A 13,449-nucleotide genomic window follows, 5' to 3' on the forward strand; every position below is an offset into this window, starting at 1 on the left:
TCAGGAGAGAAAAGCAGATCCTTCGCTACGCTCAGGATGACAGCAATTGACATTCTGCGTTGAGTTGGATGTGATGCAGATAATGAAATCCATCCTCCTTTCTTTTCTTTTTTTTCTGTCTCTCGATTTTGTTTCCGCACAAGGCACGCAGGGTACGATCCCTACATTTACTCAAGTTGTAGGGCAGAGTTCGTATACGCTGGCAGGGAATTCCCCGAGCGAGGGACGCACGACTACGATTCCTACCGTGCTTGTGCCGATTGCGCTCTCCTTTGAATCGAAGACCGTTGCCGGCAAGCCTTTTGTGATGGATGCGGCCGGGGATGTTTCGAATGTTGTGCGCTCGCCGATCTTCTCGAAGTTTGTTTTTCCCACCGGCGGCACGACGCAGTTTGCCGATGCGATGCTGCGGACTACCTTTCCGAAGGCCGAAGGATGGCATACTCTGCTGGGCAAGCCGGAGGTGAAGCCGGTCAGGATTACTGTGCCCGCGGGTTATGGGTATGTTCTTACCTCGAAGAAGAGCGGCTCTGCCCTGGCTGTCGTGGATGTCGAGTTTGTACAGCGCGAGCTTTTCAAGCAGCTTCCGAAACAGGAGGGGAAGCTGGTTGTGGCCGTAACCCGCAATACGACCTATTACGCTTACGGCGACGCTACGATCTGCTGCTCGTGGGGCACGCATGGAGTGGACACGGCTACGGGGAATTCGTTTGTGCTGGGGTCGTATCTGCACGCTGCTCCAGCCATGGTGGAAGACAGCGATGTGCAGCCGCTCACTCAGCAACTTGCTGAATTTGTGAACAATCCTTTGCATGATCCGCTGTTTCATATCCAGCATGGTCAAACAGCGCCGGGGAATGCTTTTCCCGCGTGGATGCGACCGGGAAACAAGGGCTGCGGCGGGACTGGGGCCGGGACGACGTACTTTCTTCTGGCGCCTACAAATACGAACACGAGGAACGATGTTCCGGTATCGAAGGCTTTTGTCGCTCGTGAGTATCATCTGCAGAACGCGGCGCTGCTGCCCTGGTATGCCGGAGCCGCTGAAGGTCTTGGCAGCCAGTACAGCTTTCCGGATGCGCAGGCGCTGACCTCGGCGGCGGAGCCATGTCCGGCGCGAGGGATGTCTTCTGCTGCGAATGCTGCTCCTTCAGGGCCGACGGTGGCGGCTGTTCCAGCGAGCGGGAAGCCTAACGGGCACTGGCTGATCGGGTACTGGACCGGGCATGGGCTCCCGCTACATGAAGTGTCGCAGCAGTGGGATGTGATTATTGTGGCGTTTGCCACTCCAGACAAGGACACTGAGGGCACGCTGCACTTTAACGTGCCTGCGGGGCTTGATCCTGCGGAGTTCAAGGCCGATGTTGCTGCGCTGAAGAAGCAGGGCAAAAAGGTGATGATCTCGCTGGGAGGCGGCGGGGAGTATTTCAAGCTCGATGACCCGGCTCGTGTTAAGAATTTTGTTTCTTCGGTCAGCGATATTGTTTCTGAATATGGTTTCGATGGCGTGGATATCGACTTCGAGACGCCGTCACTGGTGCTGAATCCGGGAGATACGGACTTCAAGCGTCCGACGACGCCATCGATTGTGAATCTGACTGCAGGCCTGCGGCAGCTGCATGACCATTTCGGCGCGAACTTTATGATCAGCCTGGTGCCTGAGGGGCCGCAGGTTCCGGCGGGATTTCCGGGCTATGGGGGTCAGTTCGGGTCGTATCTGCCGATTGCGTATGGGCTGAGGGACATTCTTTCGTTTATCGATATACAGGACTACAACACGCCGCCGCTGCAGGGGTTGGATGGAGAGATGTATCAAGCGGGCGGGGTGGACTATCATGCGGCGATGACGGAGCTGCTGTTGCATGGTTTTCATGCCGGCGGGGATGAGAAGCAGTTTTTTCCGCCGGTGCCGCCTAATAAGGTTGCGGTGGGCTTTCTTACGGGCGAGACCAGTCCTGAGATAGTCAGCAAGGCGATGGATTACATCATTACCGGGAAGGCTCCCGCGGGGGCTAACTACAAGCTGCGGAAGGTGGAAGGTTATCCGGAGATGATTGGGGCCATGTTCTGGACGATTGATGCGGACAGAAGGGAGAATTACAGGTTTTCGAATGTGGTGGGGCCTCAGCTGCATGGGTATGGGGGCTCCCGTTAAATCCAGTCCGCTAACCTGATGCTAAGGACTTTCCACCACAGAGGACACGGAGAGCGCAGAGTTTTCACAGAGGATGCCAGAGAACTTCGGGATTGGCTCTTTTGGCGAATCTGATAGACTGTAAAGGCGTTAGAACGGAACCGGGCAAGAGCAGTACCTCGCCCAGCCGCAAGATTCTGCCGAAGTTGGCTCCGATTCGCTCCAGCGCAATTCAAAACAGGAAACAGCATCAAATGGAACAAGGCACCGTAAAGTGGTTTAACGACGCGAAAGGGTTCGGCTTCATCTCGCGGCAGAACGGCGAGGATGTATTCGTGCATTACTCGGCTATCGTCTCGAATGGTTTCAAGAGCCTGCAAGAAGGCCAGGCCGTCCAGTTCAACGTCGTTAAGGGACCCAAGGGCTGGCAGGCCGCGGACGTTCAGCCGCTCTAAGACGCAAACAGGGACGCAACCGAAAACAAGTTCAAACCAGATTCATCTTTGTGGAGGCGGGCTGAGGTCCGCCTTTGGTTTTTGACGGTTTGTTTTGGGGATAGTTAGCGTGGCGTCGCGGGTTCTCTTAATTGGAAGGAAAATCTATCGCCAAGACGGTGCCGGAAAGACTCCTCACCACAGAGGACGCAGAGAACACAGAGGTTTCATAGGGCAGTTTTAGCTACGGGATAGTGCTTCGAGGGCATCGCATGCTGTCTTCAGGCCGTTTTCCTTTTCCATTTTGCGACGGATGGCTGTGGCGTTTTCGCTATAGCTGGGATTCTCGAGAAGAATGCGGATAGCGCGGGCTGCGCGCTCTGCGGTGTAGTTCTTGCGCTGGATGATTTTTGCTACACCCAGGCGGCGGACCCTTCGCGCATTGTCCGGCTGGTCGTGGCTATAGGGCATGACGACCATTGGCCTGCCGGCGCGCAGGGCCTGGGCCGTTGTGCCGACTCCGCCCTGATGAATGAGGGCCGAGGCTTTAGGAAAGAGCTTTGAGTAAGGCGCGTAGGCGGCGACACAGATGTTTTTTGGAAGATGTCTTTTGGGCACGTTGACGGGATCATTGCCTACGAGCAGCACGGCGCGCATGCCAAGAATCTCAGCTGCACGGGCGCTCTGTTCGTAGAAGTCGCCGGCGTCGAGGACGGCCGCCGATCCTAGCGTGAAAACAAGGGGTGGAGGGCCGGCTTTGAGGAATTTCGCGAGCTCGGGGGGTAGATTTGTTTTTCCAGCATCACCATCGTAGAAGGCGAAGCCGGTGATCTTTGTGTTCTCAGGCCAGTCGGGCTGCGGTTCTCCGAGTACGCGCGAGAACAGCGCCAGAACCAGGTGTTCGGAGTGCTTGGCGTCGAAGATCGGATTTCTTCCGCGATCGAGGCCGAGCTCATGCCGCAGCTCATAGACCGGCTGGGGCCATTTACGCGTAACGCGCCGGGCAAACCGTTTGGTTACATGACCGAGTTTAGGAACAGCAAGCTGTGCTTTTGCGAGCGTCGGATAAGGCGGCAGAACCGGCGGATCGTAAGCGGAGAAGAACGAGAATGGCGCGAGCACATAGGATGCCCACGGTATGCCGGTTTTTTCTGCGACGATGGGCCCGGCGTATGCCAGCTCTCCTGTGATGAGCAGGTCTGCGCCGCCGTCAGCTTCCACCGCGGCGAGTAAATCTTCATAACTGTGACGGATCACAGGAAAAAGAAATTCGCGCAGTCCATATTCGGTGCCTTTTTTCTTATCGTAGATTTTTGCAACGAGTTCCTTGTCGGTCTGGTCCTGGTCGGGACGGACGGGGAAGAATTCGATGCCGAGCGGCTCGATCTTTGGACGAAACATGGCCGGCACCGCCAGCACGGGCTGGTGGCCCCGCCGCTTGAGCTCAAGAGCCAGCGCGATGAGCGGGTTCACATCGCCAAATGTGCCAAAGGTAGAAAAGACGATTCTCACGGTTTTCTAATAGCTTGCCTCAAACAGATGAAAGCGATGTTCAAGCTCCCACTCCTGCTGCGCTTTTTCACTGGAGCGGATGAATGCTGCGCATGCTCCAGTGGGAGCGTCGTGACCTAACTGGCTGCGGCATTGCGTGACGGACTGTCCTGGATTTTGCCAGAGATCCGCTCCGGGGAGAAAGCTGTGCTCGACGCCGGTGCGAACCATCTGCTTGAAGTCGCGGTAGGTGAGGGGATATGTAATTGCAGCGCGCATATATTCATGGGTCAGGTCGATGCGCGAAACGCCTTCGTCATCGGTTGAAAGCGCTACAGGCACGCCGTATTTGCGATAAAGCATGAATGGATGATCATCGCCCTTGATGTTCAGGATGACATCGTTGCTGGTGAAGTTGATCTCGACCATCACGTGCTTAGCCGCCATCTCTTTCAGCAATTCATAGGGATTTGTCTCATACATTACATCTACGCCATGACCGATGCGCTCGGCGTGTCCCTGCTCGACTGCGGAGCGGATGTGGAAGGTGAGGCCATCGGGAGGAACCATATCCGGCCCGAGCTCGCCGGCGTGGAGCGAGATGTGCACTTTGGGATAAAGCGTATGCAGGGCGTCGATCATCTGCATGTGCAGGCGGTAATCCCGCATGCAGACGTAACAGTCTTCCGGCTGAACCAGGTTGATGCCGAGGATGCGCGAATCTACTGATGCGAGCTCGAAGCCGAGGAGGATCTGTGCAAAGACTGCTTCCTTTGGAAGTCCGCGCAGCACCTGATAGATGTAGCGCACTTCAACATTGCAGGCAGGCTGCGCGTCGGACTGTCCGCAGTGCTCGCGCTGGCGGCGTACTGTTTCGGCCTCGTCGAAATGCGCGCGCACTTCAGGCAGGAGATTGCGGAAGCCCTGCGCCAGCAGCTGATCGCGATATTGCGCGAAGTTCGGATTAAAGCCGACTTTTGCGGCCAGAGCAGCGGCGGGCCTGAAGTCGGGTGTTTCCATTAATTCCAGATACTGCTCGTTCTGCGCAGCGGCGCGCGCGGCTACCTCGTCGACCCACTCAGCAACGTGGCGCCTGTCTGTGCCGCCGAACTTTTCAAATGTATTGAAGAAGTGATCGTGGCCTGATTCTCCAGTAACAGGCACAAAGGTGCGCATGGAAAAAGCGTCGATCAGCGCGTCGTAGAGTTTCTGGTTCTGCGGAACATTTGCTGCTGGAACCTGTCCACTGCCGCAGGCTGCGCCATGCTCAGGATGCGTGAACGCCAGCTTTGTTGTGTCCACGCAGAGGCCATCTTCGCCGGCAGCGCGTATCCACGACTCCGCATAGACGGCACCTCCGAGATGCACATGCAGATCGGCGCCCTTGGGCATCTTATAAAGAAAAGCACGCAGCGCGAGCGGGCCCTGCTTGCGTGCATCGTCAAAGGCACGGGCAGTCCGGGACTCTGCATCCAGTTGGCGCACAGAAGGGGCTGCCTGTGCTACCAAGGACAGATGGGCGATCAAGAGAAGCAGACAAAATATCAACGACTGGCGGCGGCTGGCCCAAGACATTACGATGATCCTTTTACGGCATTTCCAAAGAAACTGTGTTCTTGAGGCCCTGTGCCAGGTTGCCGCTCCCTGATGGTCGCGTCAACTTGAGTGTTGTGGTTTCGAGATACACCATCTTTGGAAATGCTATAGGTGTATTGCATGACAAGTGTATGGTATCGGTTTGCGCTGGCAGCGATCTTTTTCATGACACGGGGATTAGCCGGGCAGCAGCTTCAATCTGTAGCTCAGTTTCCGCTGGCAGCGAGTGATTTGACGATTCGGCAACATGCCGAGCCTCAGAAGCCTTTTACTGTTGCCGCCGAATGCGGCACGCTGGTCGGTCAACAGGATGGCAGTTTTGAGTCGTGGGTCTTTCCTGTCAAGCTGCTCAGCCATTTCCATATTGAGGCTGAAGTGCAGGACTACTCGGTGCCGATCGATGTGAATGAACAGGCCGCGGAAATTGAAGTTGCTCCTGAGCGCACTACGATCACTTATTCACATGCCGCTTTTACGGTTCGCGAAATTCTCTTTGCTACGCACTGCGAATCCAACGGAACGGGTGTGATGGCGATCTTTCAGGTTGATTCTGCGCGGCCGGTGAAGCTGACGTTCTCTTTCATTCCGGAAGTGAAGCGCATGTGGCCTGCGCCAAACTATAACGCGCCGTCTCCGGAGTGGGTGAAGCGGGGTGATGGTGGTTACTACATCCTGCACACGGATTCGGATGATCTGGCTGGAGCGATTGGAATGCCCGGGACGCAGCCTGGAATTCTTGCACCATATCAGGAACGTCCGAAGTTCTGGCCGCTGCAGCTGATTCTGCAGTTTGATCCGAAGCATGATGCGGGTAAATACTTTCCGCTGCTGATGGCTGTAGGCAATGATGCTGCGTCTGCCAAGCCTGAGGCGCTAGGTGCGCAGTTAGAGCGATTGAATCAGCAAACGCAGCAACTCTATGCGCAGACTGCGGACTATTACGCGCACTTCTTCGATAAGCGCGTAATTGCTGAGACTCCAGACAAGCAACTGAATGAAGCGCTGCGCTGGGCGGAAATTTCGATCGATCAACTGCGTGTGCGCCATGGCAATGAAGTTGGTCTGGTTGCGGGTTTCTATTCTTCGGGAGATTCCAACCGCCCGGGTTTTGGCTGGTTCTTTGGCCGTGACACGCTTTACACACTTTATGCAGTGAACAGCTACGGAGATTTTTCGCTTACGCGCGAGGCTCTTGAGTTTCTTATCAAGCGCCAGCGCGATGATGGCAAAATCATGCACGAGTATTCGCAGACGGCGGAGATGGTCGACTGGCAGAAATTTCCTTATGAATATGCGGCAGCGGACTCAACGCCGCTATTTCTTATGGCAATGGAGGACTATGCCAATGCGAGCGGTGACGTAGCATTTCTGGAGCGGCACTGGGATACGGTTGCGAAGGCGTGGCAGTTCGAACGCTCTCATGACACCGATGGCGACGGCATCTATGACAACTCTCAGGGCACGGGATGGGTTGAAAGCTGGCCTCCGGGAATGCCGCACCAGGAGATTTATCTGGCGGCGCTCGATCAGCAGGCAAGCGGAGCATTTTCTCGTCTTGCAGCGATGATGCATAAGAGCGATGAGGCGAAGGAGGCGGAGTCCCGCGCACAGAAGATTGCCAGCACCATCGAACAGGAATATGCAGGGTCGATGTATGCTTTCAGCCGCGGCGCTGACGGCGCGCTTGATAAGACGGCCACGATTTATCCATCGGTCGCATGGTGGGACGGGCACTATGCGCTTAAGCAGCCCGATGCGATGTTCAAGCGCTGGGCTTCGAGCGAATTTTCTACTGACTGGGGATTGCGCGATCTGGGCGAGCACGAGGCTTTTTACGATCCGATCAGTTATCACCAGGGCTCGGTGTGGCCGCTGTTTACCGGATGGGCCTCGCTTGCTGAGTACCGCGCGGGGCGCACGCTCTCCGGTTATGCGCACCTGATGCAGAACGCTGATCTTACCTGGGCGCAGGACCTGGGCTCGGTGACGGAGCTGCTTTCCGGGGCATATTTTCAGCCTTTGGGACGCAGCACGACGCATCAACTGTGGTCATCGGCTATGGTGCTTACGCCATCGATACGAGGGCTTTTCGGGGTCACTGTAGACGCTGGCCGCAACAGCATCATTGTCGATCCACACCTGCCGGCTGATTGGGACCATGCTGCTTTGCGGCATATTCCCGTAGGCGCGAATGTTGTTGACCTGGAGTTTCTTCGCCAGGGGAATTCGATGGTTGTCCGTGCCAGCAACAACAGCGTAAAGCTGGCTTCTGCGCAAGGAGTTGCGGCGAAGAGCGGTGAGTTGCGAATCGCTCTTCCGGCTGTAGAAGTAAGTATTCCCCATAGCCTGCCTCTTCCCGGGGCAAGAACGGAACAGCTCAAGGTGCTGAGTCAAAGAGAGGATGCGCATGCATTGGTGCTGGAATTTGAGGCTCAAGGTGGCAGCGAGTATGAACTTCCTCTGCGTGCGAATGGATTACGCAATGCAGTGCATACGGAAGGTGCGACGATCATGCCGCGCGAAGGCGATTCCGGCCTCGGCAAGCTGCATGTTGCGTTTCCCCAGGGAGCCGGGTATCAGAGGCAGACGGTGCGGCTTAGCTGGTGAGTCTTTGCTATACTAAATGAGGTTGTTTGGCACCAGGTTGCTCTCTTGAAGCCGTCCGGCTTTAGCAGCCCCCTTCGCAGACATCCTCCGCGCGGCAGCATGGCTGAGGCGCACCTTGGATTCCCAAGGCCAGGTAGCTCAGTGGTAGAGCGCGGCCCTGAAAAGGCCGGCGTCGGCGGTTCGATCCCGTCCCTGGCCACCACATTCTAAAGGGCTTACGGGATTTAGCTCCAAAAACGCGACCCACACTTGACCCACATTCAGTTCACAGATGCAGTTTCTGCATCAGGTTGTCCTTGTCCGTACTGTGTAGCGAGAAGCTGGGTGACAATTCTTTCATGTGCCTGCCGCTTAGACGGTGTAACCGCCTTTGCATACAGATCCAGAGTCGTGCGACTGTTGGCGTGGCGCATGATTTCCTGTGTTACTTTCACATTCTCATCGTTCTCGATCAACCAAGTTGAGATCGAGCGACGGAACGTGTGCCAACCAACCGAGCCACTGATTCCTGCCTTTGCAGCAGCAGCCTTCATGTGCCGGCGGAGAAGCGAGTTTGCACGGAACGGTTTCTTTCCGCGCTTCCTTGGGCTTGCAAAGACCCAATCCGTTAGTTTGGCGTAAGAGGTTTCCCGACGCCAAGTCTGCAGAGAATTGGAGCAGGAAGTGGGCAAGGGCAACTGGCCTCTGGATGCATCGGTCTTTGTTTCGCCAACAACTGAGTAGACCACTCCCCGTCGTACATGCAAAACACCGGCATTAAAGTCGATGTCTTCCCAACGGAGTCCAGTCAGTTCGCTGGCGCGAAGCCCGGTACTCGCATCAAGCAATGCCATAGTTCTCACCGGTTCCGGTAGATATCCAATAAGAGCCATGGCTTGATTCGGAGTCAACACGGTGTGCTCTTTGGTAGAACGACCGCTCTGCCTCACATATTTCATCGGATTCGCTTCTGCATCTCTGGGTAGAAATCCATAGCGCATCCCGTGGCGAAATACAGCACTCATGATGTTCCGGATCTTCAGCCGTGTCCCGTTTGCCAGCTTCTGCTCTCCCCGACCCAAGTCGAACAACTATTCTTCGATGACAACGGGCTCCATCTCCTGAGATAACGCTGATTAGCTTCGATGGTGGAGTAGGCTTTCGGTTTCCGAGCTTCCTCCTGGTTGATTTCAAGCTCCTTCGCCGCATAGTGATCGGCCAGCTCTGCAAATGTCATGCCGAAAACAGACGGACGAGGGTTTGCACTGTTGATGTTGATCCGAAGCGCCTCGGCAGCTTTAACGGCAGCAGCTTTGGTGCGATATTCGAGAACCGTTCCGATCACGCGGGTGGTTTCCTTTCTCGAACCATTTGTGTGGACATTCCGCCACCGGAAAACCCACACATCCGGACCTTTCTTCCGCTTCAGACGGCGAATGCTTCCTGCTCCAGGACGGATCAGACGTTTGTCAGAAGCTACCCAGCTTTTTAAAAAAGGGAATCGAATTCTTCTAGGGCCGCTACAGTTGTCGTTCTTCGATGTGGATCTGTTTGAGGAAGAAGGAAGCCTCTCTGAGAAGAGGCGCACGCGTAAAAGGACTCGTCGTCAATCCTGAAGATCAGAACCCTCAAAGAGCCTTTTGAAACACTTTAAGCCCCTCTCCGTCGCGTTGTTCTCTTCCTCATTGCGGATTTGCGGGACAAAGATCTGGGGAGATTCTCGGCCATGGCCAGAGCGGCAGCTGATTCTCCTTGCAAAGTTGCTTTAGCAGCGGCAGATCGCAATCTGCCGTACCAGCAAGCAAGAGGGGCAGACTCGTCGGGTAAGCGGTCCTTAGCGGTCAATTCAATAGACGCGGATATTTTGTCAGCGGATTGGCGGAGGAAATCCTTAGCCAGACGATACTCTTCTCCTGCCCACATTGTTAGCAGTGCAACACGAAGGTCGGCGTCCAGGTCGCCACTGGGGCCGTCATCGAGAAGAATACGCCAGCCGCTCTTCAGCAACTTCTTACCGGCGGGAGTAGTTCTGTGATCTGTGCGGCCCCGTGGACCTGGTTTTCCCTCGCGCACAAGGCTAGCCTCCTTGAGTCTCTGAAGTGCGGGAATCGTTGCCCCTGGGGAAAGGCCGGCCAGTTTCTGTAGCTCGTAGGGAGTTGAGATTCCGCTGTCGATCAACGCCAGCACAAACAGATCGAGGTCAGTCCGGCGGCGCTTGTCACGGGTCTCAGACATGTGACATCAGTATACGAACAGGAGCCTATCGAGATCGAGCCCATAGAGATGCCTCTCGCAATATCCTTTCCTGGAGCTGCTCCTGCCGTGGCAGGCAAAGAGCCAGCCAACGGGCAAGCCACGTGGCCCAGTAATCAGGATTGGGGATGAAGTCGCCCCAAGCGGACTTGTCCGGGCAGGCGACAAGAATCAACTCGGCAGGGCTCTTTGTGGGTACAGAGAATTGCTGAGTAAACTTCTCACTCTGATATAGGAGCCTGCCAGCTTCGTGCAGGACATGCTCGACTTCTGTGAGCACCATATGCTCGTCTGCGATCCAAACCTTCAGTGCTTTTAATATGCGTCGCATATGGGGTTCGAGAGTTGCAGCATCATCAGGAGAGTATGCTGGCTTGATTTTCCTGGGTTTCTTTGAGCGCTCCTTCTTAACAGGCCGCTCTTCAGTGGGAGTGTCCAGGAACTTGCGATCCCGGCGGACTGTGCCTTCGTTAACCCCAAGCTCTTTGGCTATAGTGCGATTTGATTTCCCTGCCCGAATACCCAACACCACGAAGTCGCGGCGTTGGGTTGGAGAGAGCTTGCAGATCAGAGCCTCTTCCGGATTCATCGCATCCTCCTGCAAGTGGCGCGGTGCGAGGAGATATGGCAGGTGCAGTTGTCTGTGAGTGAAGCGAAGTACTCTTTCAGGAGAACAGTCAAACGATTAGGGTCGGAAAGGTGCTCACACCGAAGTTTGTGCAGATTCCAGAATACTTCGACATACGGTGCTAATTCCTTGAACGTTGGCAGGTGAGTGCCATAACGCACCACGGCAGCCTGGGCATAAAGGAAGAGCAGGAAGCGCGCCTCAGCCGGCAGTTCTGTGAAAGGGATATGTGCTTGAGATGAATAATTCATGCCTTAATCCTGACATGCAAGGTTTTTCTGCCAAAGGCTCTCTTCATGAAGAAAGATCAACTGCTGGATCATGAAACGCGCATTTTGCGCCTCGCCGAGGTGCTTCAATGAGGCCTCGGTGAATTCACCGAGGAAAGTGGAAAGGCAGTTCGGAGGCGAGTCTGTAGAGGTAGTGCTTCAATGAGGCCTCGGTGAATTCACCGAGGAAAGCTGAAAGAACTCGACAAGTTGCGGCAGAAACCTGTTGAGACCTATCCCGGAGAAAAAACACCGTATGTTTTACGGGCGCGTCGTAGCCAGTCTAAGCAAACGAATAAAGAGCAGGTACTGCTGGAAACGCACCTTGAACATGTTAAAAATTGGGCCACGATCATGGCTTCCGATCTTCCAGACGACTTCCAGAAGGCCCTTGCTGCCGCAGCAGAGCTTCATGACTACGGGAAGGTAGACGTACGCTACCAGGCATGGCTGCGTGGCGGAGACCACATGGCCGCGCGCTATGCGTTCAAACCCATCGCAAAAAGCGGAAGAGATGTCCTGTTGAAGCAGCAATTAGCTGGCTTGCCAGAAGGTTTTCGCCATGAACTACTATCGTTGATATTCGCAGAAAAATCTCCGAAAGCGGATGGCCCGATGCGGGATCTGACTCTCCATCTGGTTGCGGCGCACCACGGACGATGCCGGCCATTTGCCCCGGTCATTCTGGATGACATCGCTGAGCGTGTCTCTTACAACCAGATCTCAATTTGTAAGCAAGAGCGCATTGAGAATGCACCACATCGCTTGGATAGGGGTGTCTCCGACCGATTCTGGCGGCTGACAACAAAGTACGGCTGGTGGGGACTGGCTTATTTGGAAGCGTTGCTTCGCCTTGCAGATTGGCAGGCTAGCAGAGAAGAAGCCGCGGAGGTATCAAATGACTAATGGGGTTGTATTACGCGCGCTCGATGGATCGAATCCGCTGGCATTTCTGGCCGCGTTAGGTGTTTTCAGATTGCTTGCCCTTGAAACTCAACAAGCAGTCGAAATGATGTGGGAACGAAAGGATGGATTCTGGCGTCCGAAGTTACACGGGATTGATGGGAACGAAGAAGCGTTATGTGAAATGCTGTATCGGGCTAGCCATTGGGCACCAGCGAAAACATTTATAGAGGCTCTCAAATACTTTGACAAGGACAAAGACAAGGTTGGGAATATTAATGTTCCTGGAAAGACATTCAAAAAACTAGTTCGTGAGAGCTGTATATCTGCAAGACCCAATAACCGGGTAGATGCTGATTTTGTAGCAGCCTTCGGCTGCGAGGTATGCGAACAGAGGGATAAAGACAGGATCGAGTACACCAAACTGTGTTTTATTACAGGTTCGGGTAAACAGTTTTTTCTCCTCGCCATGGACAAGCTGGAAAAGAAGGTGACTTTCGATCATCTCTATCAGGCACTTTTCGATGGGTGGAGACAGGAGAAGGCAGAGGGGATGTCGATGCGCTGGGATCCCTCTGATGCCGTCGAATACGCTCTACAGTGGGACGATCCAGAGCCAATAGGCGCACGTGCGGTACTAGGAGCTAACCGATTAGCAATTGAGGCACTCCCACTCTTTCCAACTGCACCTGTAGCAGATGAGTTACAGACTACGGGCTTTAAATATAGAAACCGCGAGGACGAGTTTACCTGGCCAATTTGGGAACATTACATAGGTTTACCTTCAGTCCGTTCGCTCATGTCTCTCGAGATGCTACAGGAGGACAATGTCGATCGAAAAGCATTGCATGCAATGGGCATCAGAGATGTCTATCGTGCCCAGCGTGTACGCATCGGGCAGGGAGCGAATTTTAAGGTCAACTTCCGCCCTGCACGCACTATCTGAGAGGCAATGAGGTGCGGAAAGTGGTCAGGAAGGCCCAGTCAAAAGGAGGGAAGGGGTGATTTCCGGGGTGCGGAGAGCAAAATCCGTGCCAGAACTTTGCTGGCGGAAACCACCTATTTTCATCCTGTATGAGAGCGGTGCAGCAAGGCCAGAACAGCCTGGGTTCCCGCGCGCGCGGGAGTTTTCTATGCACGCAGCGGGGAGGGACG

The 13,449-nt window shown here is 54.9% G+C and carries 11 protein-coding genes and 1 tRNA gene; 6 read left to right on the forward strand and 6 right to left on the reverse strand.

Going from position 1 to position 13,449, the window contains the following annotated elements:
• Positions 1–82: 82 nt before the first annotated feature.
• Both AC5S16_RS08865 and AC5S16_RS08870 read left to right on the forward strand, forming a co-directional pair.
• Positions 83–2,155: a glycosyl hydrolase family 18 protein gene (locus AC5S16_RS08865; protein ID WP_493929687.1), complete on the forward strand. Its 2,073-nt coding sequence runs from the start codon at positions 83–85 to the stop codon at positions 2,153–2,155.
• A 233-nt stretch (positions 2,156–2,388) separates the two neighbouring features.
• Positions 2,389–2,589 carry a cold-shock protein gene (locus tag AC5S16_RS08870; protein WP_026442269.1) on the forward strand — a complete coding sequence of 67 codons (201 nt, stop codon included), beginning with the start codon at positions 2,389–2,391 and terminating at the stop codon, positions 2,587–2,589.
• 219 nt (positions 2,590–2,808) lie between these two features.
• On the opposite strand, the gene AC5S16_RS08875 is transcribed toward AC5S16_RS08870, so the two are convergent.
• Together AC5S16_RS08875 and AC5S16_RS08880 are read right to left on the reverse strand one after the other, a co-directional pair.
• Positions 2,809–4,080: a glycosyltransferase gene (locus AC5S16_RS08875; protein ID WP_493929688.1), complete on the reverse strand. Its 1,272-nt coding sequence runs from the start codon at positions 4,078–4,080 to the stop codon at positions 2,809–2,811.
• A gap of 6 nt (positions 4,081–4,086) precedes the next feature.
• Positions 4,087–5,544 (reverse strand): adenosine deaminase family protein, encoded by a 1,458-nt coding sequence (locus tag AC5S16_RS08880; RefSeq protein WP_493929689.1) that lies wholly within the window; start codon positions 5,542–5,544, stop codon positions 4,087–4,089.
• 231 nt (positions 5,545–5,775) lie between these two features.
• Between AC5S16_RS08880 and AC5S16_RS08885 the strand changes: the two genes are divergently transcribed.
• Both AC5S16_RS08885 and AC5S16_RS08890 read left to right on the forward strand, forming a co-directional pair.
• Complete coding sequence (locus AC5S16_RS08885) at positions 5,776–8,262, forward strand: amylo-alpha-1,6-glucosidase (RefSeq protein ID WP_493929690.1); 2,487 nt, start codon at positions 5,776–5,778, stop codon at positions 8,260–8,262.
• Between the two features lie 127 nt (positions 8,263–8,389).
• Positions 8,390–8,464: transfer RNA gene (locus AC5S16_RS08890), tRNA-Phe, on the forward strand.
• A 58-nt stretch (positions 8,465–8,522) separates the two neighbouring features.
• Here AC5S16_RS08890 and AC5S16_RS08895 read toward each other — a convergent pair.
• From AC5S16_RS08895 to AC5S16_RS08910, 4 genes are all read right to left on the reverse strand, one after another.
• Positions 8,523–9,266: a tyrosine-type recombinase/integrase gene (locus AC5S16_RS08895; protein ID WP_493929691.1), complete on the reverse strand. Its 744-nt coding sequence runs from the start codon at positions 9,264–9,266 to the stop codon at positions 8,523–8,525.
• A gap of 14 nt (positions 9,267–9,280) precedes the next feature.
• On the reverse strand, positions 9,281–9,586 hold the full coding sequence (locus tag AC5S16_RS08900) for a hypothetical protein (protein ID WP_493929692.1): 306 nt from the start codon (positions 9,584–9,586) through the stop codon (positions 9,281–9,283).
• 915 nt (positions 9,587–10,501) lie between these two features.
• Positions 10,502–11,083 carry a hypothetical protein gene (locus tag AC5S16_RS08905; RefSeq protein ID WP_493929693.1) on the reverse strand — a complete coding sequence of 194 codons (582 nt, stop codon included), beginning with the start codon at positions 11,081–11,083 and terminating at the stop codon, positions 10,502–10,504.
• Positions 11,080–11,373 carry a hypothetical protein gene (locus AC5S16_RS08910; protein ID WP_493929694.1) on the reverse strand — a complete coding sequence of 98 codons (294 nt, stop codon included), beginning with the start codon at positions 11,371–11,373 and terminating at the stop codon, positions 11,080–11,082. Before AC5S16_RS08910 ends, AC5S16_RS08905 begins: the two co-directional genes overlap by 4 nt.
• Before the next feature lie 228 nt (positions 11,374–11,601).
• On the opposite strand from AC5S16_RS08910, the gene AC5S16_RS08915 reads away from it, so the two are divergent.
• Both AC5S16_RS08915 and AC5S16_RS08920 read left to right on the forward strand, forming a co-directional pair.
• Entirely contained in the window at positions 11,602–12,297 is a 696-nt protein-coding gene (locus AC5S16_RS08915; RefSeq protein WP_493929695.1) for a CRISPR-associated endonuclease Cas3'', read from the forward strand.
• The gene (locus AC5S16_RS08920; protein ID WP_493929696.1) at positions 12,290–13,240 is read left to right on the forward strand and encodes a type I-G CRISPR-associated protein, Cas3-extension family; all 951 of its coding nucleotides are present in this window, start codon (positions 12,290–12,292) and stop codon (positions 13,238–13,240) included. The genes AC5S16_RS08915 and AC5S16_RS08920 overlap by 8 nt, the downstream gene beginning before the upstream one ends.
• Positions 13,241–13,449: the final 209 nt, after the last annotated feature.

The organism is Acidobacterium sp. FHG110202_01 (assembly GCF_059115305.1).